This is a genomic window from Paenibacillus hubeiensis (genome assembly GCF_032334105.1).
Lineage (GTDB): Bacteria > Bacillota > Bacilli > Paenibacillales > Paenibacillaceae > Paenibacillus > Paenibacillus hubeiensis.
The window spans coordinates 132,109-158,095 of the sequence record NZ_JAVYAE020000008.1; the positions used below are offsets into that span (position 1 = coordinate 132,109).

Sequence of the window (25,987 nt, forward strand, 5' to 3'; positions counted from 1 at the left end):
CTCTGCTTGCTTTAAGATGTCAAATCCCTTTTTCATGTAAACGTGCGGGCAACATTCCATAAAAATGTTGTGAGAAGAGCCATGAATCGGCCGATTCATGGCTCTTTGGCTCACTTTTCCTACCACGCTACATCTTTAATGCGGTACCTGTGACTGAAAATCGTCCCGGCTGGATCGACCCGCATCGTAAAAGACCACATCCCCATCCATCAAAGGCCATGTGTTTCCTTGGCCGTTCAAAGGGCGTGTATCAAAACCCTCCAACTTCCACTGATTCATCAGCGGAGCGTGGATATATTGCAAATAAGGCTCGTTCACATTGCCGTTACGCAATGTCTCGATATTAAAATTAACCACGATATACCCGTCTCGCAGAAACACGGGCGACTTTTCATCCAATGACTGCTGTCTCGCAACGGCCTCCAGATCGGTGCCTTTGGGAACGGCATATACATCGGCCGGCAGGCTGTACTCTCCATACCAACGCTGGACAGAGGCTAAGGCCCGGTCGGCATTTACGCTGGCTGGCAGATCTGTCTTGGGCCCGATCAACGTCCGGATGGAGTCAGGCAGTATCATCCAGTCGTAACGGCCGACCCACGTCTTTCGCCGCGATTCTTGTTCGGTTTGCTGGACCATATACTCGACCAACGTCCTCCGCCCTCGTTCCTCGGCCGTGAGTTCGTTGGCATATCGATAGCGGGCCGTATCCCCAAGCTCGCTTCCAGGGACATTGCGCAGCCGTTCGTTAAGCACGACGTACCGTTTCTCCAGGTCCTGTTCGGAACCGATCCGAATTAAACGCTCCTGCCCGCGATGGTAATACAAGTCCACCTCTTGCCTCGACTTGCCGTCCCGGCTCACAACGTAGAAGCTCGGCGTGATTCGGATGCCATCCTGCCCTCCAAACATGTTGCCTTTGGTTTTCAAGTCGAACCGGAAAAGGTAACCCGTTTTTACCGCTACGTTGCCAAAGCCCTGCACCGGATGACTCCCTGGACGGATTGGCAGCATATAAGGCGTCAGGTTCCCACGCGGATCGCCATCAATACCGAAGGGACCCACCCAATAGTTATTTCCCGTTGTTTCAGGACGTCCGATTTGTTTCCGAAATACATTTTCCCAATAATAATCGGCAATATCCGTTATTTTAAAATCATACACTCGACCAATCACTTGCACAGGCACTGTATTCACGGCGACATGGTTAACCAAACCCAAATTTGCCTTGTCCTCGTAAGTAAAGCCTGATTCGGGCGAGTTCTCTGCAAATGAGCGATAAGAAACCGAATAATCCCCCTCATCCACCCAGGTCGGCAAATAAAAGGTGGTCTCCGTCTGTGAAACCGGAATATCGATCCACGTACTTGCCGGATAAAACGTGACTTTATTCGCCGTATACACGTCAAACGGGAATAACACCTGTTTGCGCTTGATATACTTTGCATAATCTCTGTCCCCGTAGCCGGGAATATTGCGATGCTGTCCATTGGTGGGCAGCGATACGGTAAAAGGCCGGTCCAGAATAAAAGCTCTGCGTGCATAATCCGGCGTCGTTCTCTGATTGTGCTCCCGGTCATCGGAAGCATCGGAATACATAACGGTCGGTGTATGCACCGTTACCGTATTAATCCCCTGAATCGGATGCTCTTGATTGGCCCCTCCATTCACATTGCCTGGAAGCAATTCATAAGAAACGTTTCCGGAACTGCCCGTGTTTTCTCTGTTCAGCAGCGTGCTGCTGATCATGTTTCCAGGTTTGTATAGTACATCCCGCCCAACCTTTGTTGGATTCGGAATATTCGATGGGTTCGGTCCATCTTTCGTATATTCGGCCCCATCCATGATCGTCTGGTTGTTAAACTTGACCAGATCATTATTCACTTTGCTTTGCGGTGTATTGGTCTCGGCCATCCCCTTAAGCAGTTCGGTGTCATCACGAACATCAGGTGGAGCGTTGAGTCCCCCGGTTAATTTGGGCGGTGTATACGATATTGCTGCCGTTTGCCCAGGACGCACGTGGCGATCGACGGCTTCTTCATGTCTCGATTCCAGCGTTGGTGCGGTGTACCCCGCTGGCATCATCGTGACCGTGCCGCCAGGCAGCGCATAATTGCTCATCGTTGCTTTGGCGAGTTTGTACACTTCCAGATTGTTGATTTTCCAGTACGAGTAGTCGCGGGTCATTTGAAATTGGTACGATTTCGTAACGGTATCCCGCTCCGGTACAGGGTCTCCATCCGTACAGTTGCCCTCTTCATCACATACTTCCGGACCTGGAACCGTCCATTCTCTCTCATACGTAATGGAACCACTGCAATTGTAGGTCACTTTTCCGCTCATTTTTGCCCAGGCTTGCTTAAACAGGTAATTATCCGTCAACGCATTGGTATAGAGCGATTCCGAGGTCGGGATTCCCTTCGTCACATCGAATTTCTCCGCATCCCGCTGGTCCGCGCGAATGACTCCCGTCGCATTGGGATCGAGATCGCTCATGATCATCGTTGTGCCCGCAGAAGGCGGACCGATGGTGGGAGCACACACCACGTCGCCCCCGCCTGGATTGTCACCTCCGTCATCAGTACCTTGTCCGACCACAATATTTGTTGAGGTTGTCAAATGATAGCCATCTTTTACCCATAATACCGTAATCGTCGTCGTTCCTTCGGTTAAGGCATGAACAACCCCTGAACTGCTAACAGTAGCCACAGTTGGATTGGAGGAAGTCCATGTGATATCTCCATTTCCACTGTTTACATTCGTTTCTGGGCCAAAACTGCCATCGCCGGTTTTGGTCTTTACTGTTGCATTCAGTTGTTTTGTATCATTCTTGTTAAGAGACCCACCATTAGTAAGGTTTATTTCTTTGGTGACCTCAATTAACCCTTTCCAATACAAATCCGTATTAAAGATGTAGTCTGCTGACCATTTTGGAGGATTATATGGCCTAGCATCAGTGGGAAGGATTACTCCACCTATTTTCATGGTGAAAATTGCCCTCCTACCGTTAAATGAATCTACAGATACTAGCTTAGGCATGTTTAAATCAGGATCATAGTAATCGTTATCGTCCATGTAATGTGGTAATAGAGATATGTCGGTTAATTCTGACATGGGGTATGGGTTATTATTTTTATCAAAGTAAGTTGTTGGTTTATACTCTTCTCTATCTAGATCTAAATTGATACAAACTGTTGATGATACCGGAAAATCATTAGAGGCATCATTATTCAGTATCGTATTATTGCATTCACCGTCAACTCTCCATTTCAAATTATCAAGTTGATATATATATATTCCTATATTTGTCTTTTTCTCTCCTTCAACGGGTATGACTTTTTTCTGTAATTTTGCTGGAGTATCGGGGACCATGTATTGAGGTTTTATGTCAGGTTTAATGCCTGGCCCTCCACCAGCTTGTACTGAATACGGTTTAAATAATAAACTAAATATTAAAATCGGAAACAACAGTTTAACCGTGAGGGATTTGAACCTCAATTACAACTCCTCCCTTATCTTGTCTCAATAACACTAAATACGGTTCCTTCTTTGGTTTCTAATGTTACAGCTCTTATCATAGATTGATTGAAATGTAGTAACCCTTGCGCCCAATAAATAGGATTATCAATTGCAAAAACACCCCTATTTTCGGTGTAATCCCCTGTTTTTGGAGCACCATATGACAAGAATGCTTTTGAACTAGGTGAAGTCAAAGGATTGAATGTTGCCGAGCTCAGCAAACTCCCTGCCTGAAGCTGATTCATAGATGAAGATTTAATATTCAGATTAAACTCAACGAAAGAGAGGTATTTACCGTTTTGAAGCTTAACACCTTCATCTACAAAAACAGGATAATAAACACTTCGATTATTGCTAGCAACACTTGTATCAACAATGATCCAATTCAACACTTTAAGATCAGCATAGTTGGTGTCCGTCACAATTATCTTATTTCTTACCTTGGAAAAGTCATCAGTCACAGCAACTTCATACTTCAAATTACTTGGTAAAAGAACTTGGTTCTGAGGTGTTTTTTTAAAAACACTCGTAATAATACTCAAGTTCGTGCCCGTTAAACCTACCTGGCGCAACTCATTCAAACCTTTAAAATCGGACGGCTTCGCCTTTGCCACCGAAGAATAGCGTTCAATGAGGACGGCTACCTCTGCGCGTGTGGTTGTGCGATCAGTTCCGAACATTTTATCATTCGCAACGCTCATCAGCCCCGTGCCCATCGCTACTGCCACCGCATTTTTTTCGGAAGCCGCGAGTTTACCTGTAAAATATTCTTTAGCTGGTACAACGGTATTGGTAACGTCAGACAGCGCTTGCTTGTAATCGGCATCAACAGTTGCCAAACCTTGAGTAAGCCAAACTGCCATTTCCCCTCTTTTAAGGGAAGCACCGGCATCCAGTTTTCCTTTGTAATCGGATGGATCAATGAACCCTTTTTGAATAGCCGAGTCCACCCCGTCTTTCGCCCATGCGGGAATGTCTGTAAATGTATTGGTTTGATGGATTGCCGAGTTCGGCTGGTCCCTCAGCCTTCCCAAAATGCTTGCCATTTCTGCCTTCGTTACAGGCGAACCGGGTTTAAACGTTCCATCGGTGTATCCTTTTAAATATCCCTGTTCCACTGCAGCATTAATGGCTTCCGATGCCCAATGCGTTGCCGGCACATCTTTAAATTTTACCGAGGAAGCAGCCTCCGAAGAGGACCCACCCGTTCCCATAACGCCAGCTAACAAAGATAATGCCATCAATCCGGAAAACAACCTCTTTTTCATGACATGCACTCTCCTTCAATTGAATTTTTCGAATCGATACCCGAAGCGTCTTGACTCATTTTTGCTAACTCCATGCTTTACTTCCTCGTCTGCCCTCAGCCTGTTTCTATATTGCTGCATGTTCCTATGTACCTGAAAGCAGACATATTCCCTTGCTCCACTTACTCCACCAAGCTGTCCTCACCATTCGAAAAATCTAATTTTGTCAGAATCACCTATATTCTACCATGCAACATGGGAGATTGGGATTATTTTTCATTAATTCCATCCGACTAAAAACGCACCTCCTCCTCCTAAAGACCTACCTCACCTCCTGTCAAACAACAAAAAAAAGGCCACGAATCCGCAGATTCATAGCCTTATGCTTTAAGGTCGTCGTCGATCATATTTCATGCTTGCAATCAAGCATAACTGATTTCTCGGTCTTTGAACAGAGGGCAACAGGAAAATATTTCATCTAAATCGTCCCATATCAATGACTCAACCCATTAAAACGACGCTTTCGCCGCCTCCATCCGCTTCCTGCAAACGACAACCGGAATCACTGCCAACACCGACAGCAACGTACAAATCATAAACATCGCGGAATATGACGCAGCCTGCACAATCACTCCCATAACAAGCCCGCCTAATGAGAATCCAAGGTCGTACGAGGACATGAAAATGCCCATAAGCACGTATCTTGATTCTGCCGGAAGCACAAATGATAGAAACGTCGTGAGCGTCGGATAAAGCAGCGCCACCGCAAACCCGCTGCACACCGCAGACAAATAAACCAACGGGCCGATCATTTCCATCATCGATAGCAGCTGGGTGCCCAGCGCGGCAGACAGCAACAATCCGGCCATCAGCCACGTATTCCAACTGCCGTCCGAAGGGATTTTTTTACGCAGCACGAAGCGGCAGACAATCACCACCAGTCCCTGGAGGGTCAAGAACAACCCTGCACTAGCCCCACCGTTCGCTACCATGTACAAAGGCAAAAAGGTCGCAGTCGCGCCGAACACGCACGAAGCAAACAGCATGACCACCGTGCTCACCAGCAAAGGAGTGCTCCTCCAAACGCCGCCAAGGGAACGGAACATATCCGTTAGCGTATACGATTTGTTTTGCACCGTGCTCTCCGGCAAATCCAGACGAAATCCGAACAATAGCGGTAATCCGGCCAGAGCAGCAAGCATCAGCACAAACCAGAAGCCGCTTGCCTGTTCCCAGATTTGGATCGCCAGCACGGGAATGACCAGCGAAGGAACCATCGTAAACAATGTGTACATTGACAATCCTTGCGCCCGATCCTTGTCCTCCAGCCTCTCCACGATCCCCGCCTGCATCGTCATCGAAAAAAAGGCCGTAGCCACGCCCTGCAACGCCCGCAGCCACAGGTAACTCTCCACGCCGCCCACCATGAACAGCAGCAGCGTCGCTGCATGCAAAACAAGCAGCCCCTTCATGACGCGAAGCGGCCCGCAGCGTCCAAGAAGCTGGGCTGCGAAAGGACGCAGCAGCATGCAGGTGAACATGTACGCGCCCATCATCAGACCGATTTCGGACTGGCTCAAGCCAGCAGCTTCGCTGCGGAGCGGAAGAATGATCGTCAATGCCGAATTGGCGGCAAAAAACAAAAAAGCCAATATATAAAACCGGATAAACGATAAGGAACCCGGATTCAGTTTTTCAGATTGCTGTGCAGCTCTATTCAACAGTGCGCCCTACTTTCTCTCTTTCAAATCCCGACCCCATCTTGATGAAACCGAGAGCTTCTCATCCTCGGCTTCATCCAACGATACAATCATTTGACTTTGGAAACAAGTAGGCGGGTATAATCATGGCGTTCTGCATCATAAATCCGTTCAGTTTCAAACAGGTCAACACGTCGCCCTTTCTTCATCACCAAGATGCGATGGCTAATAGAGGCTACCGAAGCAATGTCATGCGATATAAACAAGTAACTGATGCCCAGTTCCCGGCCGAGCCCCTTCAGCATACGCAAAATTTCGGCCTGCACCGTCACGTCCAAGCTGGACGTCGGTTCATCGCAGATCAGCAGTCGGGGATTCAGCGCAATGCCGCGCGCAATCGCCACCCGCTGCTTCTGTCCGCCGCTCAATTCATGCGGGTAACGGTCCAGGTACTCTGTTGAAAGCCCGACCATATCGAACAGTTGCCCGGCACATGCCCGGCGTGAACCCCGAGCTTCGCTCAAAAACGGTGGAACGATCTCCGGAAAGTTGTCCAGCGGCTCAATGACCGAACGCCATACGGGAAGCCGCGGGCTTAACGACGATGAGGGATCTTGAAACACGACTTGCATATTTTTCCGCATTTGTCGAAGCGCTTTTCCTTTCAAACCAACCAAAGATGTGCCACCAAAGACGACCTCGCCTTCATCCGGACGTTCCAGACAGAGCAGGATGCGCCCAATCGTGCTTTTGCCGCTGCCGCTCTCGCCAACAACCCCCAAACACTCGCCCTGCCTAATCTGCAAAGAAACATCCTGCAGTGCTGTCACCAAGTTTCCGGCATGGCGGTAGCTTTTGCACACGCCCCGAAGCTCGGCCAGTACAGGCCGCGAAAAATCCTGAACCGCTAAGCGCTCACCTAAACGAACAGAGCTAACCATGCTTCACCAACTCCCGATCCGAACGTTCTACAGTATCTCCACGCTCCTGCTCCTCAGCATCACCATCGGACTTATCCTCCTCCACATCATCCTTTACCGGCATTTTTGGGCAGCTGTCCAACAGTTTCAACGTATATGGATGCTTCGCTTTCATGCGAATATCCGATGCCGTGTTCTGTTCAACGATCTGCCCCTCCTTCATTACGGTAACATGGTTGGCACGTTTAAGGACCATCTGCAAATCATGGGAAATGAGCAAAATGGCGCATCCTGTCTGCCCTTGAATGTCCTGCATCAGATCAAGCACGGTCTCTCCGCTAATGACATCCAATGCCGTCGTTGGTTCATCCGCGATCAGCAGCTCCGGCTCCAGCATCAACACCGCCGAAAGCGCTGCACGCTGCAATTGCCCCCCACTCAGCTGAAAGGAATAACTGGAAAAGATTCGTTCTGCCGGCAAACCTACCTTGTCCAGATGCTCCAACACCATTTTTTTGCATGCTTTGCGCGTGAATGCTCGGTGAGCACGAATCGCATCCATCAGCTGGCTGCCGATCGTTCTGAACGGAGCGAAGCTGCCCCGATAATCCTGGAATACGTAACCGATGGATCGGCCCGCCAGTTTCCTGCGCTGTTTGGCATGCTGCTGCAACAGGTCCTGCCCTTGAAAAATCAGTTGTCCCTGAACGACCTTTATTCCCGGCGGCATCAGACTAATAATGGCATTGGCCGTCATGCTCTTTCCGCTTCCGCTCTCGCCAACCAGCGCCAATATTTCTCTGGAACGAATGTCAAAAGAAACGTCCTTCAAGATCATCCGCCCCCCGTCAGCCGAACGAACGGATAAATTCCGTACGCTTAAAATGGGCACCGTGCCTGAATCCATGAGTATCACCTCAACTTAACCAATTCATGATCAAAGTCATCCTTGTTTGCCACGAACGTCTAACCCCTCCCTCAGACCTTCCCCGATCAAATTAAAAGCAATGACCACCAGCATAATGGCCAGTCCGGGATAAATCATAAGTTCCGGTTGGGTTTGGAAAAACGGCCGGCCATCGTTCAGCATCGCTCCCCATTCAGGGGAGGGCGGCTGTGCCCCCAGTCCAAGATAGGACAGGGACGAGATGACCAAAATCGTTTTGCCGATATCGAGTGCGGCATAGACGAGCACCGGAGGGAGAACTGCGGGCAATAAGTGTCGCCACAGGACGGTCCATGTGTTTCCACCGGCGACCTCAGCCGCCGTAATGTAGTCTTTTTCCCGCTCGGACAGCACGATCCCACGTACAATGCGCGCATATCCAAGCCAGTTGATCAATACGATGGACACCACCATGTTTTCCATGCTTGGCCCCAAAAAGCCGGAGATGGCAATGACCAACAGAAAATCAGGCAGCACGCTAAGCCCATCCACAATGCGCATAAGGAACGTATCCACCTTGCCGCCAATGTATCCCGAAAGCAAACCCAGCGGAATGCCGATCAACATGACCATAACGATGACCATCGACGAAATGCCAAGAGTCGAACCCGCACCCTCTACTAAACGGGAGAACAAGCATCTGCCCAGCTGATCCGTACCGAAGGGATATGCCAGGCTGGGCCCCTGCAGTCTGATCGACATATTGACCAGATCGGGGTCATTCCGAACAAACAACGGTCCGAACACAATCAGCAATATCATCAACACAAGTATGGACGAACCAGCCACGATGCCTGGTCTGCGCAGCAGCCTTTTGAAAGAAGGAGATTTGCCAGAACTCAGAGAGCTCTTCCCACGAGCTGTAGCCATTCTCACGAGGAGACTCCCCCTTTGCGCAAACGAATTCTCGGGTCGATCCAGCCATAGAGCAGGTCTACGAGCAGATTCACCAAAATGGTAAACGCACCTGTCATCATGAGATATCCTTGTATGAGCGGATAATCTCGCTGGAAAATAGCCTCCACCGCCATGCTGCCCAATCCGGGCCAGGAGAACAGCGTTTCAACAACGACCGAGCCGGCAATCAAACTGCCAAAGGTCATGCCAAACACCGTCAGCACCGGGATACACGCCGCACGCAGCGCATATTGCAGGACGATTTTGAATTCGCCGATGCCTCGCGCTCTTGCAGAACGGACGTATTCCGTGGACAAACTTTCAAGCATGCCGGTTTTGAGCAGCTGTGTGTGGACCGCCGCCAGACCGAAACCAAGCGTAATGGATGGCAGCACCAGATGTTTAAATTCGCCCTTGCCCATCGTGGGCAGCCAGTGCATTTTGGTTGAAAACAGGTAGATCAGAATCAGACCGATCCAGAACGTCGGCATGGATGCCCCCAGCAAAGCAAACATTTTGCCAAAATGATCAGGCAATCTTCCCGGAAAACGCGCAGCCAGCAAACCCAGCGGGACGGAAATCAGCACCATCACGGTTATGCCGCCTATCGCAAGCTGTAACGTGGCTGGCAAACGATCAAGCAATTCGTCAAGGACCGGTTTGTTCTTCAACAGCGAATCGCCCAAGTCAAGCGTCATCACATTCGTCATCCAGCTCCAGTATTGAACGGCCAAAGGCCGGTTGAAACCAAGCTCCTCGCGCAGCGCCTCTGCCTGTGCCCGGGTTGCCTGCATTTCATCCGCTCGCAGCAAACTCATCACCGGATCGCCGGGAGCAAGCTTCATCAGCACAAAAACGACAATCGATAAAACAAACAACACGATGACCAGTTGAGTCAGCCGTCGCCCTATCCATTTCAACACGTCAGTTCACGTCCATCTTATTCGTCATAAAGTAGTAGTCCTCGGCGCCCGGTTTCCAGCCTGTGACACGGTCGCTCATACCCACGATGATATTCGGATAAACGATATAAGCATGCGGCATGTACTGCTTGGAAATTTCCACCGCTTCCTGCGTCAGACGGATTCGCTCGTTCATATTGCTTGCGGCATTCAACGTGTTAACCGCGCCCGACAGCTCATCGATCTCGATATCGGCAGCGTTCAGTGCCCCGCCGGGCATCAATGCCGAATTAAGGAAATATCCACCATCGCCGCGAGGCGCGGACAGATTGCTGTACGTCACGATATCCCAGTTGTTATTGTCACGGATGGCCGTGTCTACATTCTCCACCGTTCGGATGTTGATCGTTACACCGGCTTTCTGCGCTTCAGATTGCAACACCTGGGCAATAAGCGGCAGCTCCGGACGTGCCTTGTACGTCAACAATTCCAGCGTCAACGGTTGTCCGTCTTTCACCATTTTCCCGTTCTCGAGCACATAACCGGCCTCCTGCAACAGCGCTTTGGCCTGCTCGACGTTTTCCGGTTGAACGGGATCTGTGCTGCCGAACGGAAGGTTCGCATTAAACGGACCGTTGGCTGGAGCGGCATACCCCAACATGACGTCATTCGCAATGCTTTGGCGATCCAGCAGCAAATTCAGAGCTTGTCTTACTTTCAATTCCTTCGTTGCCTCTCCGGCCGGATTAAACAACAGGAAGTGCACGCGCAATCCCGGAAGTGATTCCACATGCAAATCGGAAGACTGCTCGATCGGTTCCACGGATTCAGCAGGCAACTGCGTGGCAATGTCGACCTCGCCCGATTGCAGCGCCAATGATCGCACGTTACCATCCTCGTTGAATTTGAAATCGACCTGCTGCAGCGGGGAAGCGCCATCCCAATACCCGTCATAACGTTCCAATTGAATTTGGATACCTGGCGAAAAGCTCGTTACCTTAAAGGGGCCCGTACCCACGGGCGCCAGATTGAAATTTTTCATACCCATTGCTTTTTCCGCTTCAACGTTAATGATCGAAGCATAAGGGTTGATCAGCTCCGATACGAGGGCAGGATTCGGTTTGTTGGTCACAATGGTCAACTGCTGCCCTTGAGCCTGCATGCTTTTGATATTGAGTGCATTTTTCAATGCCCCATTCACGCTAACGGCACGCTCCAGCGAAGCTTGGACCGCCGCCGCATTGAGCGGGGCGCCGTCCTGGAAGGTCACGCCGTCCCTGATCTCAAAGATCCATGTATCATCTCCTTGTACATCCCATCGGGTGGCAAGCCAAGGCTGAACGGCCAGATTCTCGTCTAACCTGACAAGGGTTTCCGTAATTCCTGCCCGTACCGCCACAAGGTCATTGGAAGGGTCAAGCATACTGCTCTTGAAATGGAACAACAACGTCATCTTTTTAACCGCAGATTCACTTTGGGATGCTGAGCCCGCGGAGGTTCCTTCACCAGACCCGCCACCTGCCTTTGCGCTGCATGAAGACAATATCATTGCCGAGGCAAGCACCGTTAGCGTCAATAACAACCATTTTTTACACAACACTCGCTTTTTGTTTTTCAATGAATGGTCAATCCTTCCTTCTGCTTCTCTTAAAACCGCAATCAAAGCTATTAAGACAGTAATTTTCACACTATCGGAGAATCCCTTTATTTCCCTGTCATATTTTCTATCATTATATGTAATTCAATCTATGTTGTACACACAAAAAAAGACTGACACCAATGTGCCAGCCCTTGCTTCATTTATTTTTCATTTCCGAAGTGTGCTTTCCGTGCTTGTCTCAGTGCGTTCTCCGCGAGAGATGCAAGCAGTTCAGCCCCCAGCGGCAGCGCCCGTTCATCCAAATCAAAAGCAGGATGATGCCATTCGTGCGACCCGGAAGTACCTAAGAAAAGAAACAGGCCCGGAACCTCCCTTTGATAAAAAGAAAAATCCTCGCCTGCCGGTGACGGCAGCGGCCTGACGCCATTCAATCCTACAGCTGCGGCGGTCTGTTCCGCCAAGGCTGCAAGCGAAGGGTCATTGACCACGGCAGGAGGTCCCTGAATCCAACGGACCGTGGCGGTGGTGCCGTATGCCGCGGCTACGCCAGCCACCACCTGGTTGAAGCGCTCCCTGATGCGTGCCCGCACCTTCTCTTCAAACGTACGAACCGTGCCGTCGAGCACCGCTTCCTCCGGAATGACGTTCCAGGCCGTGCCGCTATGGATTTTGGTCACGCTGATCACGGCGCTTTCCTGTGCTCCGACATTTCGGCTCACGATGGACTGCAAGGCCGTGACGATATGGGATGCCACCACGATCGGATCAATGCCTGCCTCAGGTACGGCCGCGTGGCTTCCTTTGCCCTGCACCTTAACAACAAAGCCGTCCGCGGCGGCCATGAGTGCACCTTCGCGGATGCCAACGCTGCCTACCTGCAAGTCAGGTTTGTTATGCAGACCGAAGATGGCTTGAACATCCTGCAGCGCACCGGTTTGAATCACTTGTTTGGCCCCCGTCGCTTTTTCTTCCGAAGGCTGGAACAGAAGGCGAACCCTGCCCGGCAGCCGCGATTCGCGCTGTTTTAACAATTCGGCAGCGCCGATCAGTATGGCCGTATGAGCGTCATGTCCGCAGGCATGCATCTTTCCGGAAACCTGTGACGCATACTCCAGTTTCGTTTCTTCCTGGATCGGCAGTGCATCAATGTCGGCCCTTAACGCAACAACCGGACCTTCGCCTTCCCCGATTTCGGCAACCAGTCCGGTGCGAAGCGAGTATTCCTCGGCAATGCGAATACCTTGTTCCTCCAGCCAGCCCCGGATGGATTCCGTCGTTTCCCATTCCTCGCCCGACAATTCCGGATGACGATGCAAATGACGACGGATAGCCGTCAATCGTTCCGCGAAAGAAAGATCCTGGCCGCGATCCGCCATATCCGATAAGGATGTTGGTTCTTTAGGCGCATCCTGCGAATCCTGCGCCTCTCGCTGCTCCAATTCGCTTTTCATGAAATGGCCCCCTTGGTTCAATTTCCGATCCATCAAATCGTTATGAAACACGTCATTTCGCCATCAAAGCTGCAACTTCTCTGGTCGTGGCCCGATTCGCGGTAATTTAATTTTGGCACAACAGAGGTTAGCCGACAACGGTCTGGATAGCTTCATGCTCTGCCTCAAATGCATCCAGCCCTTGCTCTACCAACGCCTCGCGCAGCAGCTCGAAGGAACGCAGTCTTTTGCCGAAATCGCGGGTTGCCGTTGTTACGATCAGTTCATCAAAGGCAAAATCCCGCTGCAGCTTGGCCACAACCCGGCCTACGCTCTCCTTGTTGCCCTTGATCGTGCTTGGTTCAAGCACCTCGATCCGGTATTTTTCATTCGATTGCTCGCCAAACTGTTCCGCTTGTTCAATCGAACCGACCGTCAGCGTTTTGCCGCCTTCCAGGTGAATTTTAACGAGTTTGTGCTCGCTGGTCAGTTCCTTGGCCTCTTCCTCCGTCTCCGCCACGATGAGCGCCGCTGCCAATGCCACGTAAGGCTCGGAACCGCCGGAACGGTCGAATTGTTCGCGATACACGCGGAAGGCCTCCTGCGCCACCTCCGTGTTGCCGTTAATGAACAGAGAAAATACATAAGGCAGTCCTAACTCGGCGGCCATCGCCGCGCTATCCACGCTGGCTCCAAGTACGTAGAGCTCGGCAGGCGCATCGACGACCGGTGCGGCACGCAAGCCTGCCAGAGGATGCGTCTCGTCCGCAAGCGGTTCATTGTGAATATACCGCTTGACTTGCAGTATCTTTTCTTTCAGTGGAGCCGCATCGCTCACTCCCTCCTGCAGGGCTTGGGTGGAGCGCGGCAAACCTCCCGGCGCGCGACCGATGCCCAGATCCACCCGTCCCTGACCAAGGGCGGCAAGCACGTTGAAGTTCTCGGCCACCTTATACGGGCTGTAATGCTGCAGCATCACTCCGCCGGAACCCAAACGAATCCGCTCCGTATGGGCAAGCAGGTGCGAAATCAATACCTCGGGCGACGAGCCGGCGACATGCTCCGAATCGTGATGTTCCGATACCCACAACCGATGGAATCCAAGCCGCTCCGCCGCCTTGGCAAGCTCGATCGTATGCCGGAAAGCCTGTATCGGCGTTTCTCCTTCATAGATCGGGGTCTGATCCAAAATACCAATACGAATACTCATCCTTTTTCCTCCTTCGCATGCCAACCTGCCTTGCCTCATCTATAACTTCCGCAACAGCTCCCCGAAAGGCTCCGCAAACGGCGAATGTTGTTCTTTCAATGTCACGACGCTGATCTGTAACGACACACCCGCGACTTCATGCACCTGGATCGGAAACAATTCCTGTTCCCCAACTTCCTTCTGCACCGTCAATCCGGGCAAAAATGCGATGCCCGCCTTCTGAAGCACAAGCTTCTTCGCGGTTTCCGACTGATCCACATGGTAGGCGATATCCGGCGGTTGCTCCAGCGAGTCGAATGCCCGGTGAATCCGCAGCCAGTCGAGCGATCCACATTCGAAGAACACAAGCAGCTCATCCCGCAGCGCTTCCATGCTGACATGTCCTTTTTCAATGAACGGATGTCCTTTGTACACGTAAAGTTGAATGGGATCTTCGTAAAAAGCGACCGTGCGAATGGCCGGATGCATGACCTTGCGCACAAACGCCAGATCAATTTCCTGGTTCAACAGCTTGGCAACCAGTTGGTCCGTCGTCGCCGTCGTCAATTTGACCGTTACATCCGGATAGGCTTCCCTGACCTTCGGCAGGAAATCGGGGAGGACATAGGTGGACACCGAGATGGTACTGCCGAGTCGCAGCGCATTCGGCGTCGTGCGCCGCTGCTGCAGCTTCTGTTTTCCCTTCTGGATCACCTGCAGCACCTGCTGGGCGTACGGCAGGAATTTCCTGCCTTCCTCCGTGAGCACGATCTGTTTGCCAAGCCGGTCGAACAGCTTGCAGCCGAGCTCGCGTTCCAGCGACTGAATGCGTGCCGTTACGGAAGGCTGGGACAAAAAAAGCACTTCGGCAGCTTTATTGAAGCTTCCGTAATGATTGATATATACAAATGCTTCAATGTTCTCAATGTTCATAAGCGCCTCCGTATCCTTATCCATTGACGATAACGTCAATATTGATTTAACCCATTAATTTACTTGGTTTTAGGAGATCGTAATGCTCTCCCTGCTTAATGTCAATACCAATTCTTCCAAAGCGCGATCCAAACGTGCGGCGATCTCCGCCGAGAGGGCATAGGTCCCGTCTTCCAGACGTTCAATGCCCTGATCCACGGCATATACGCCGCCAAGGATATGTCTTCCGCCGAGGGCGGCCAACACAGGTTTCAACGCGTAATCGATCGCCAGCAAATGCGCAATGGAACCGCCGATGACGAGCGGAAGCGCAAGCTTTCCTTTCAATCCCTCCTGCGGGATCAGATCCAGAAACAACTTCAGTACGCCGGAATAGGCAGCTTTGTATACCGGGGTGGACACAATCACCGCATCTGCTGTCTGCACAAGCGCAAGCGCATCCTGAATGGCAGGACTGTCGAATTTGGCCTGAACCACATCTTCTGCCGGCAGATCGGCGACATGAATAATATTTACCGTAGTGCCTGCTTCACCCAATTTTCCTGCACTGTAATCGATCAGTCCTGTCAGGCGGGAACGCTTGGATGGCGATCCCGCGATAATTACGACGTTTGACATTAACAATCCCTCCTCAAGCGATCTTGGTATGTGTTAAGCCGTTCCTTTGGTTTGCGGGTCCAATCGGTCGCGCAGCACGTCGCCGATCAGATTGACCGCGAGCACAAACAGCGTAATGACGAGTCCCGGGAATGTGCAAATCCACCATGCCACGGTCAGGTAGCCCCTGCCCTGTGAGAGCAGCATGCCCCAATCCGGAACTTCCTTGAGCACGCCGAGCCCGAGAAAGCTGAGCCCCGATCCCGTCAGGATGGAGGTACCTACGCCAAGCGTAGCCATAACGAGCAGCGGAGACAACGAATGCGGCAGGACATGCCTCCAAAAAATCCGCGCGTTCGAACCGCCCAAGGAACGGGTAGCCGTAATGAACGGCAGCCCCTTTACCGACATGACCTGCCCGCGAAGCACGCGCGCATATCCCGGAATGGCTGCGACGGCCACGGCGAGCGCGATGTTCATCAGTCCGGGGCCAAGCGCGGCCGCAACAGACAGTGCCAGCAGAATCCCGGGAACGGCCATCAGAATATCGACGGAACGCATAATGACGGTATCCACCATTCCGCCCGCGTACCCCGAAATGATGCCAAGCGCGCTCCCCACCAGTCCCCCCACCAGAACGGAGACGAGACCGATGAGCAGGGAATCCCGGCTGCCATGCACAACGACGCTAAAAATGTCGCGTCCGAAATAATCGGTGCCGAACCAGTGCGCTGCTGAAGGAGCCTGCAAAATCGCGTCCGTCATCATTTCCGTCGGCGAATACGGAGCGATCCATCCCGGCACGATGGCACAGGCCACGATAAAAGCAACCGCGACCAGTGCGGAATAATAAAACCACCGCGATATCGCAAACGATGCTTTGATGCGTTTGCGAATGCCGCCCCGCCAACGAATGCGCCCAGCGGTTCGGTTCCATGCTTTCTTTTCCTGAGCCAGCGGCTTCATGCTCATCTGCTTCTCCTCCCTGCTTCGTGCAAATGCCCTTCGATATTCCGCACATCTGCCATCGTCATGCCTTCACCGCACGCCTGATCCTTGGATCGATGTACGCGTAGGAGATGTCGACCAGCAAATTCAGGACCACGTAAATGATGGCCGTAAAAAAGACGACGCCCTGCACGACAGGCAAATCCTTGGCCATCAGCGCATCCGCGATGATTCGCCCGATGCCTTGTCTGGAGAACACCGTTTCTACCACCACGGTTCCTGCCAGCAAGTCGGCAATCATCATGCCGATGACGGTGACGGCGGGGATCAGCGCATTGCGTAAAGCATGCCCGTACATGATCGTTCGCTGCGTCAGCCCTTTGGCTCGCAGCGCAACGACAAACGGTTCGTTGATCACTTCCAGCATACTGTTGCGCACCATGCGCACGATAAATCCTGCACCTACCAGCCCAAGGGTTGCCGCCGGAAGCACCAGGGAACTGAAGCCCTCCGACCCCATGGCCGGGAACCAGCCCAACTGTACCGAAAATAACAGGATCAACAAGATTCCGGTCCAAAACGTCGGCATCGAGATGCCGAACAACCCGACCAGTCTGGCGACAATGTCAATGACGCCATTGCGATGAATGGCGGACAGTACGCCGAGCGTAATGCCAACGACGATCGCGATAATGGCGCTGAGCGCCGTCAAGGCAAGCGTAGCCGGGAAATGCTCCAGTATTTTCGGCAGCACCGGGTCGGAATTCAGCATGGACTTGCCGAAATCGCCGCGCAGCATATCGCCGAAATAGTTGGCAAACTGGATATAGAAAGGCTGATCCAGCCCAAGCTGTGCCCGCAGGTTTGCGATCATTTCCGGCGTGGCCGAGGAAGGGTCCAGCATGAGCAGGACCGGATCCCCCGGCAGAAGGTACATGATGCAGTACACCAGCACCGAAGCTCCAAAAATGACGAACAATGAGGTCGCGATCCGGGTCAGTATCGTTTGTGCCATGCCGGGACATCTCCTTCCTGAATGTAAATTCATGCATCGTCAAAATGCATCAAGCGGCGTCACTGCTGGATCCGCGCATCATTGAACAGCGGATAACCGAGCGAATCGAATTTGATGCCCTGCACGGTTTTCGATGCCGCCACCGTGTAAGGGAACACGTAAATGGGCAGGATCACGGCCTGATCGATCAAATACTGCTGAATTTGTTTGTAGATTTCCACCCGTTTCTCCGTATCGCTCTCTACCGCACCCTGCTCAAGAAGCTTGTCGATCTCCGGGTCCGACAGGCCCGACAACGTTGGGCGTTCGCCTTCGGCAGGCGTGTGGTAAAAGGCATACAGCGCATGGGGATCGGAATTAACCTGGCTGTTCCCGTACAAATCATAGTCCCAATTCTGGTAAATGACCGTGGCAACGTCCTTCGTAATCTCCACCTGCACCTCGATCCCCACTTGTTTCAACTGCTGCTGAATCATCGCCGCGATATCGTTGCGCTTCTCCCGGTTAGGCGAACCGTCTACGTACCGCAAGGTCAGCCGTTTGCCGTCCTTCTCCCGGATTCCGTCCGCTCCCTTAGTCCATCCTTGCTCATCCAGCAATTGGTTGGCTTTGGCAATATCCGGCTTGATGCTGCCTTCCAGCGAGCTGTCGTAGCCGAGGATGCCCGGGGACAAGGCGGACCATGCTCTGTCGTAAGTGCCCAGATACAACGTTTTAACGATGGCATCCACGTCCACTGCGGCTTGCACGGCCTGACGGAGCTTTGCGTCATTCCACGGTGCCCTGCGTTCGTTGAAAAAGAGCGTATATGGCAGCCCTACCGTGTTGGCTTGCAGCAATTGCTGGTTCGGATCGCTTTGGAGCGCAGCGACGTTTTGCGGAGGAACCGTCTCGGCCGCAAGCACCTGGCCGCTCTGCACGCTTCCGATCCGCGTGGCTTCTTCGGGAACGATTTTGAACGTAATCTGATCCAAATGAGGCGCACCGTCATTGTCGACCGTCTCCGGTGCCCAATGATAGTCCTTGTTTTTGGCAACGACGATGTCGGCATTTTCGGACCAGCTGACAAAGGTATACGGCCCGGTACCTACCGGATTTTTGCCCAGCTGATCGCCGTACTTTTTCGCCGCCGTAGGGGACACGATGCCGAGCAGTGCCTGACTCAGGTTACCGAGGAATGCTTCAGATGGTTGGGACAGGTTAACCTTGATCGTGTACTCATCAATGACCTCGGAGGAGCTGTAGGGTCTGATCAGGGCAAGGGCGTTGGCGGCTTTGGTCGCCGGATCGATGACCCGGTCCAGGTTGTATTTGACCGCTTCGGCGTTGAACGGCGTGCCGTCATGGAACTTCACGTCCTCACGCAGCTTGAACGTATAACTTTTGCCGTCGTCCGACACCGTCCACTCCTTGGCCAGCCACGGCTTGATGGAACCGTCCGGCAGCTGCACGACCAAATTGTCGTACAAGGTTCGGATGGCCCGCACGGCCACGGCCAGGCCGCTGCGATGAGGATCAAGCGTATCGGGAGAAGTGGCGAGGGCATAGGTCAAATTGCCGCCTTCTGCCTTCGCTTGTTCCCCGCCCGACGCCTGAGCCGGGCTGCTCGCCCGATGGCCTGCACCGCAACCGGACAATACCAGCATTAAGGCCGACGCAAGCGCCACATATTTAAACCACGAAATGGACCTGATCATATCGCTTCCCCCTCTGTATACAGCAGTCATCAATGTTTAAATATATATTTCCTATGAGTTAACTTGGTTTTAGATTGCAACATGCGCAGCCCTAGGAAGTTTCGATACCTTGTCAGATACCAACTTCTTGACGGGCAGCCGTGTATCGGTTAACGGGAATGTTCAATCCAAGATTGCCGCGCAGCGTATCATGCTCGTAATCGGTTCGATAGATGCCGCGCTCCTGCAGAATCGGCACGACCAATTCGACGAAATCGCTCAGCCCGCTCGGAAGCTCGGAATGAATGATGAAGCCGTCGGCGCCTTCTGCTTCGAACCACGCCTGGATTTGATCCGCGACCTGCTCGGGCGTACCCAGGAACTTGCTTCGCGGTGTTGCAGCTCGAAGGGCAACCTCGCGCAAGGTCAAACCTTGCTCTTTCGCATCCTTCTTGATTTTGTCCGTGGTGCTGCGGAAGCTGTTGCTGCCGATGCCGTTCAACTCGGGGAACGGCTCATCCAGCGGATATTGGGTGAAATCGTGATGTTCGAAAAACCGGCCAAGGTAATCCAACGCTTTCTCGATCGTCACCAGACCCGCAATCTCGTTGTATTTCCGCTCAGCCTCTTCTTCCGTGCGTCCGATGATCGGATTGATGCCCGGCATGATGACGATATCGTCCGCGGAACGGCCGTAGGCCACGGCACGCTCTTTGACGTCTTTGTAGAAAGCCTGCGCATCCTCCAGTTTGTCATGCCCTGTAAAGACTGCATCGGCTTCTTTGGCAGCCAGCGTTTTACCGTCGTCCGACGATCCTGCTTGGAAGATGACCGGCTGCCCCTGTTTCGAGCGATCGATGTTGAGCGGTCCTTGAACGGAGAAAAACTCCCCTTCATGATTCAGGGTGTGCAGTTTGGAAGGATCGAAGAACACTCCGCTCTCCTTGTCTCTGACAAAGGCGTCGTCTTCCCACGAATCCCATAGCCCCTTTGTGACCTGCAAATATTCGCTGGCGATCCGGTAACGCTCCGGATGAGACGGATGATCCTTTTTGCTGAAATTTTTGGCCGAACCTTCCAGAGGGGAAGTCACGACGTTCCAGCCCGCGCGTCCGTTGCTGATTTTGTCCAGCGACGCGAATTGCCTTGCCACGGTGAACGGTTCGCTGTAGGAAGTCGACAGCGTGCCGACCAGCCCGATGCGCGACGTTACGGCAGCCAGAGCGGAAAGGATGGTGATTGGCTCGAAGCGGTTCAAAAAGTGAGGAATCGATTTCTCGGTAATGTAGAGTCCGTCCGCAATAAACACGAGGTCGAACTTGCCCTCCTCGGCTTTCAACGTCTGGCGTTTGTAAAATTCGAAATTAACGCTGGCGTCCGGTAAAACCTCCGGATGCCTCCAGGTTGTCATGCTGCCTCCCACGCCATGGACGATGGCACCCAGCTTTAATTTTCGTTGCGTTGTCATATGCATTCCGCCTTCCTCGAATGGGATTGAACTGAAGTCAAAAACTTCGAAATCAACGATGAAACGAACCAACCTTGGGCAGCAAGCTGATGAAACGGAACGACAGCGATAAGATATTGACCTTAACACCAAATAATAACTATTCCTATGTGTTTGGTATGTTTTTAATTTCCACAAATCTTATCACCGCCCTCGAAACGGGTCAACCATGCTGCGATAGAACTTTTCTATAAGAACGAATCCCGGCCATCTCCAACGGAGACAGACTCGCAGCCAATGACCGGGAGACGTTGGCTTCGCTTATGCAAACGGCTTCCGGCCCACTATCAGACGGCTGCCGTTTCTCCCGGCTGTGCCAGCAGGGCTGCCAGCTTTTCCAGGTCCGGCTCCAGCAGCGCTTCGAATGTTCCGTCCACGCCGACCTCGACGACAGGCACATGCCGAATGCCGTACTTGGCTTCGAGGACGTCCCTCAACACGTCATGCCCTTGTACCTCAATGTTTTCGAAAGGCTGGTTGCGCTCATTCAGGAATGCTTTGACTTCTCCGCAAAAATGACAACCCGTTTTGCTCCATAACACGACTTTTTTGCTTGCAGCAGACATCGACATACCTCCTGTTTGTCTTCATAATAAAGGTCCGAAAGAACTGTCATTCTTAGACCATTAATTCCTACCTGTTAAATAAGAATTATGGCTTTAAATGTACTCCTCGGGCCAGGAAGCGTCAATGGAATTGCTAATAGAATAAACCTATAAGCACATAGAAAGAATGTATTCGATCTCTCGCAGCATATGTAATTGGCGAATGCGGAATGAAACCCAAGGCGGGTCTCCCTGCGATTCATTCCGCACCACGGCCGACCTCCATGCAAGCCCTCCTACAGCTGGCAGCCCAGCAATTTCGGCGGCGCTATGATCGGCCATCCTTCTTCTAGAGCATGCAGCTTTTCATAAGGAACCCGCATGACTGCATAAGGGTAAACTCCCCAGCATTCGGCGGCGTATGCCGAAGCATATTTTCTCCGCTTTCCGCCGCTAATCTGGTACCATATCTGCGGTGCTTCATTGGCCGCAACAACGCTGCCTTCCGGCCATTCCGCCGAACTTCCTTGCAGCAGATGGGCCGATGATTGGCCGGAATCCGAAGCTTTTCCCTCGATCTGCATGGAAGAATCGATGGCATTGCCGACCGGAATGCCCAGCAGATCGGGCTTTGCCAACCGAACGGGAGAGATGCCCCGCGGAACTGGAATGTGCAATTTACGCCGACAACCTCCAGACAAGTGATATACGTCCCCATTCACATCCGTCAAGAAGCTCCCCTCCGGATAGAAATCGCTGCTGCGCCTGAAAGGCTGGCGTCCGTCAGCGCTTCCTTCCGAGCGCTCGCCGACGTCGAACGAAGCAGAAGCCTCCTTTGCCATGCGGGCAACTTCGGCGATCAAGGTGTGGGGGTCTCCCCATTTTCGCTCATAAAATTGCTCATTGTCCTTGTTCAGAGCCGCGAATCGCTGCTCTTCCACCGCCTTCATGCTGACGCTCCCGAAATGATGGATAAAGGCATCCCCTGCCACAGCGAGCTTGTATCCCGCAAGTTTCGCACGCACGATCCAATCGTCGTCTTCGAAATTGCCTATGGCATAACCTTCGTCCAGATAACCTACCCGTTCGAACAATTCCCTTGAAAACAACCAGCAAAATCCGACGAGACGATCCGTCAGGCGGTGTTTGGACGCATCAGGCCTGTTGTAGTTTGCGGCAAATGCCCACATCCCCGATATGTCATCATATGGCACTTCAATCTGCTGTTCGCCGCCGATATAATTCGTCACCGGACCAACGACCCCGATGTCCGCTTGACTTTGAAGGCATGCCATCATGTTGTCCAGCCAACCCGGCGTGACCAGCGTGTCGTTGTTCAGCACGACGATATGCCGTCCTTTGGCCATCATGAGGCCATGGTTCACTCCGCCGGCAAATCCGCGATTGCCATCCAGCGCAGCTACCCGAACCATGCCCCCGATCCGTCTTAGCGCGTTGGCGGTGCCGTCCTGAGATCCATTGTCCACCACGATGATTTCGTAGGGAGCAGGGGTGTGCTTTTCAATGCTGGATACGCATTTCAGTACATAATCCTTCTGATTGTAAGTCGGGATGACGATGCTTACCCCGTCAAACACGGCGCCGAACGAATTTTTCCCTTGGCGCACGCCGTCCTCATACCCTCTTTTGTAGCCCTGATTGTATATCTTCATCCTTCGGACAGCCTGTTGTCCCTTCCGGCTTGCTTTGGATTTGCTTCCCTTGCCGCGGGCTGCCGCATGCAAAAAAACAGATGGGGCCGACGCCCGATTCCTGTTCCGTCGTTTTCCGGGTTTACCGGAAGAGCGCAGTCGGATGGCCTGCTTGCCTGACGCCTTCCCCAAAATCCGCGCTCGCTCCTTCGCACGGCATTCGGCCCGGCGGGAAACACCCCCGGCGAAAGCAACTTCACCGTCGTACGTTTCATCTGTTTGCCTATAAAGCTGCCCTCCGTTTGTCTCATGATCCGGTCTGCCCATACCGCTCCCTCCTTTTTAGTTCCAAAGCGCTGATGTTTTTACATAATCAAACTGGAAGCGCGTCAATATTGAAGTTCTCCCGTAACCAACTTGTTTGCCAGATGACCGAAATCGATGGCCACCTTGCCGAGTTCATCCGCAATATGACGGCACAGTACGATTGCGGGAATGCCCGCCGCCACCAGCGCCAGATCGAAATCATGCTTCCGAATTCGCTGCATGACTCGCGGAATGTCGGCATATCCGGCAACCGGTGCGATCATGCCGGCGACATACACCCCGTGGCTCTGCAGCAGCGCCCCCAGTTCGGATGCCAAATCGCCGATCACAAGCACGCGCCGGTTCTGCAGAAGGGACGGCAGCAGCCTGGAATGATGTAGGCTGTAATTGATTGTGGAGTCGGTCAACTTCAGGCTCGACCAATCGATCGCGAAATGACGAAGCACCGGAAACAGCAGGCCTTGGAACGTAGGTGCCCGCGAGATGGGCACCCCGACCCAATCGGCTCGGCGAATCGCTTCCGCCAAGGAGGCACGCACATCCGGCGTGGAGCGCGGCACTCCCGCATAAGGCAGAAAAGGGGCCAGCTCTTGCACTTCTTTGCTGGACAGCACGGTGTCCGCTGCCAGCGCAAGCAATTCGCCGTCGCCTAGGCGAATGACCGACAGCGGGCGCCTGGCGTCCAGCGCCGCGTGAATTTGGGCAGCCACCTCATGCGGGCCGGCCAACCGGGCAAGGCGGGAGGCATATTGGTTGACCCCCGCCGCGATCAATTCTGCCGCGGCAACGTCCGGCAGAATATGGTCGGGCGGAATACGCTGCTCCACCAGCGCCTCCCCGCCCGCGTACACGCCGTCGCGGAAACCGGCGGCGTAGCTGCTATCCCGTGCCGCCCGCTTCGCAGCCTGCGGCGGCACGCCCTTCGCGCTGCCCCGAGCACCGGCAGCGCCTTCACCCCCCGCAGCGGCGCGGGGCCGCACCTGGCCCGCTTGCGGCGGTGCTGCGCCGACAGCGCCCGCCGGCAGTGCCTGCGGTGCCGGCGAGTGCGTGCGGCGCACAGCCTTGCCCCGCTTGCCCCGGCGGCGGCCGGGCGCCGCGCTCTGGCCGCGGGCAGTGCCCGCGCGCGCTCCGGCATTAAGCTTAGCGCGCCTGTGCTTTACGCCCGCCCTTTTGCCTGCCCGGCTGCCTGGTTTCCTGCGCCCAAAGCCGGAGTGCCGGGACATTTTTCCTTTTCCGGCACCATACCTCCCCCGGCGTGCAGAAATGGACACTCGCTGCTTGCAAGGCGCTATCTCGCCACTTCTGCCATTTATATCCATGGGTTCGTCGCTTTCGTTGACGATGATCTGCTCATCACTGCCCTGGTTCATTCCGACATTAAGCTGCCCGTCTTCGTTTGCATCAACAAGACGTCCCATGCGTTTAACGAATGGGTTTTGCACCGCTCTTCGGCGGGCTGCTTTATTCTTAAGCTTGGCTGCCTCTACTTCTGGACGTTGAACCTGACTTGCCATCGTTGATGGGTCCCTTTCGGGAAGCTTGCCCTCTCTTCTGCTTGCTCCGGTGTTTTTCGCTGCTGTCACCCCATTCCCCCCTTGCCGGCCACAGAAAGTGCCACTGCACAAAACGCCGGAGCATTGGGGCTCCAGCGCGGTTCATCCACCCGATCGAGGTGCCGCATGGCGGCAACTGTGGCTCATCGACTTATGGCAGCTGTCCTTTCATGCGGACGGCCGCTTCCTGCAACGATTCAAAGGTGCCTGCATCAGTCCAGTAATTTTGCAATATATCGTACTCCAAGCTTCCGGCGGCAGCATAATGGTTATTCACGTCGGTGATTTCCAATTCTCCGCGCGCCGACGGCGAGATGCCGGCAATGAAATTGAAAACATGATCATCATACATATAAATCCCGGTGACACAATACGAAGTTTTCGGCTGACTGGGTTTCTCTTCGATATGGGCAATCCGCTCCGGGTTTGCCGGGTCGAACACAGGCACCCCATAACGCCGGGCATCGTCCACCTCTTTCAAAAGGACCCGTGCTGTCCCTGCCGGTTGTGCCATATAGCGCTCCACATAAGGCTTGAGGTCATCGCTGAACAGGTTATCACCAAGCAGTACAACGAACTTTTCGCCGGGTGCGACGAAACCTTTGGCCAGGTTCAAGGCCTCCGCAATCCCCCCGGCCTTCTCCTGAATGCGATAGGTGAGCTTGACGCCGTACTCTTTGCCGCTTCCCAGAAATTCCGTGTACAAACCCGCAGAATGAGTGCCCATCACGATCATGATATCTTCGATTCCCGCCTGGCGGAGTCTGTCGAGTCCGTATGCGATCATCGGATGTTTGCCGACCGGAAGCAGGTGTTTGTTGATCAGGCGAGTCAAGGGATATAGTCTTGTTCCCGTTCCGCCTGCAAGAATGACACCTTTCATT

The 25,987-nt window shown here is 53.1% G+C and carries 20 protein-coding genes; all 20 read right to left on the reverse strand.

The window, feature by feature from the left end; all coding sequences use genetic code 11:
* Window positions 1-135: 135 nt before the first annotated feature.
* On the reverse strand, window positions 136-3,039 hold the full coding sequence (locus RSX24_RS20155; protein WP_343261637.1) for a DUF5704 domain-containing protein: 2,904 nt from the start codon (window positions 3,037-3,039) through the stop codon (window positions 136-138).
* Between the two features lie 473 nt (window positions 3,040-3,512).
* The gene (locus tag RSX24_RS20160; protein WP_343261638.1) at window positions 3,513-4,787 is read right to left on the reverse strand and encodes an S-layer homology domain-containing protein; all 1,275 of its coding nucleotides are present in this window, start codon (window positions 4,785-4,787) and stop codon (window positions 3,513-3,515) included.
* 488 nt (window positions 4,788-5,275) lie between these two features.
* Window positions 5,276-6,487, reverse strand: a complete 1,212-nt coding sequence (cntE, locus tag RSX24_RS20165) for a staphylopine family metallophore export MFS transporter CntE (RefSeq protein WP_343261639.1) — start codon at window positions 6,485-6,487, stop codon at window positions 5,276-5,278.
* 89 nt (window positions 6,488-6,576) lie between these two features.
* Window positions 6,577-7,407 carry an ABC transporter ATP-binding protein gene (locus RSX24_RS20170; protein WP_343261640.1) on the reverse strand — a complete coding sequence of 277 codons (831 nt, stop codon included), beginning with the start codon at window positions 7,405-7,407 and terminating at the stop codon, window positions 6,577-6,579.
* Window positions 7,400-8,293: an ATP-binding cassette domain-containing protein gene (locus RSX24_RS20175; protein ID WP_343261641.1), complete on the reverse strand. Its 894-nt coding sequence runs from the start codon at window positions 8,291-8,293 to the stop codon at window positions 7,400-7,402. The genes RSX24_RS20170 and RSX24_RS20175 overlap by 8 nt, the downstream gene beginning before the upstream one ends.
* A gap of 36 nt (window positions 8,294-8,329) precedes the next feature.
* Window positions 8,330-9,202 (reverse strand): nickel transporter permease, encoded by an 873-nt coding sequence (gene nikC, locus RSX24_RS20180; RefSeq protein WP_343261683.1) that lies wholly within the window; start codon window positions 9,200-9,202, stop codon window positions 8,330-8,332.
* 2 nt (window positions 9,203-9,204) lie between these two features.
* Window positions 9,205-10,152, reverse strand: coding sequence for a nickel ABC transporter permease (gene nikB, locus RSX24_RS20185; RefSeq protein ID WP_339274393.1), 948 nt, complete (start codon window positions 10,150-10,152; stop codon window positions 9,205-9,207).
* A gap of 1 nt (window position 10,153) precedes the next feature.
* Complete coding sequence (gene nikA, locus RSX24_RS20190) at window positions 10,154-11,749, reverse strand: nickel ABC transporter substrate-binding protein (protein ID WP_343261642.1); 1,596 nt, start codon at window positions 11,747-11,749, stop codon at window positions 10,154-10,156.
* Between the two features lie 182 nt (window positions 11,750-11,931).
* On the reverse strand, window positions 11,932-13,107 hold the full coding sequence (locus RSX24_RS20195) for an amidohydrolase (RefSeq protein ID WP_343261684.1): 1,176 nt from the start codon (window positions 13,105-13,107) through the stop codon (window positions 11,932-11,934).
* Window positions 13,108-13,309: 202 nt separating this feature from the next.
* Window positions 13,310-14,371 (reverse strand): LLM class flavin-dependent oxidoreductase, encoded by a 1,062-nt coding sequence (locus RSX24_RS20200; protein WP_343261643.1) that lies wholly within the window; start codon window positions 14,369-14,371, stop codon window positions 13,310-13,312.
* Between the two features lie 39 nt (window positions 14,372-14,410).
* The gene (locus RSX24_RS20205; RefSeq protein ID WP_236414550.1) at window positions 14,411-15,283 is read right to left on the reverse strand and encodes a LysR family transcriptional regulator; all 873 of its coding nucleotides are present in this window, start codon (window positions 15,281-15,283) and stop codon (window positions 14,411-14,413) included.
* A 69-nt stretch (window positions 15,284-15,352) separates the two neighbouring features.
* Window positions 15,353-15,901, reverse strand: a complete 549-nt coding sequence (gene ssuE / locus RSX24_RS20210; RefSeq protein WP_343261644.1) for an NADPH-dependent FMN reductase — start codon at window positions 15,899-15,901, stop codon at window positions 15,353-15,355.
* 33 nt (window positions 15,902-15,934) lie between these two features.
* Complete coding sequence (locus tag RSX24_RS20215) at window positions 15,935-16,852, reverse strand: ABC transporter permease (RefSeq protein WP_343261645.1); 918 nt, start codon at window positions 16,850-16,852, stop codon at window positions 15,935-15,937.
* A 58-nt stretch (window positions 16,853-16,910) separates the two neighbouring features.
* A complete protein-coding gene (locus tag RSX24_RS20220; protein ID WP_236414556.1) occupies window positions 16,911-17,843 on the reverse strand; it encodes an ABC transporter permease in 933 nt (310 codons plus the stop codon).
* 59 nt (window positions 17,844-17,902) lie between these two features.
* Window positions 17,903-19,540 carry an ABC transporter substrate-binding protein gene (locus RSX24_RS20225; protein WP_343261646.1) on the reverse strand — a complete coding sequence of 546 codons (1,638 nt, stop codon included), beginning with the start codon at window positions 19,538-19,540 and terminating at the stop codon, window positions 17,903-17,905.
* Between the two features lie 112 nt (window positions 19,541-19,652).
* Window positions 19,653-20,987 (reverse strand): LLM class flavin-dependent oxidoreductase, encoded by a 1,335-nt coding sequence (locus RSX24_RS20230; RefSeq protein ID WP_343261647.1) that lies wholly within the window; start codon window positions 20,985-20,987, stop codon window positions 19,653-19,655.
* Window positions 20,988-21,313: 326 nt separating this feature from the next.
* Window positions 21,314-21,592 (reverse strand): glutaredoxin family protein, encoded by a 279-nt coding sequence (locus RSX24_RS20235; protein ID WP_236414561.1) that lies wholly within the window; start codon window positions 21,590-21,592, stop codon window positions 21,314-21,316.
* Window positions 21,593-21,867: 275 nt separating this feature from the next.
* Window positions 21,868-23,550: a glycosyltransferase family 2 protein gene (locus RSX24_RS20240; protein WP_343261648.1), complete on the reverse strand. Its 1,683-nt coding sequence runs from the start codon at window positions 23,548-23,550 to the stop codon at window positions 21,868-21,870.
* 62 nt (window positions 23,551-23,612) lie between these two features.
* Window positions 23,613-25,133: a GT-D fold domain-containing protein gene (locus RSX24_RS20245; protein ID WP_343261649.1), complete on the reverse strand. Its 1,521-nt coding sequence runs from the start codon at window positions 25,131-25,133 to the stop codon at window positions 23,613-23,615.
* Window positions 25,134-25,254: 121 nt separating this feature from the next.
* The gene (locus RSX24_RS20250) at window positions 25,255-25,986 is read right to left on the reverse strand and encodes a sugar phosphate nucleotidyltransferase (protein WP_236414565.1); all 732 of its coding nucleotides are present in this window, start codon (window positions 25,984-25,986) and stop codon (window positions 25,255-25,257) included.
* Window position 25,987: the final 1 nt, after the last annotated feature.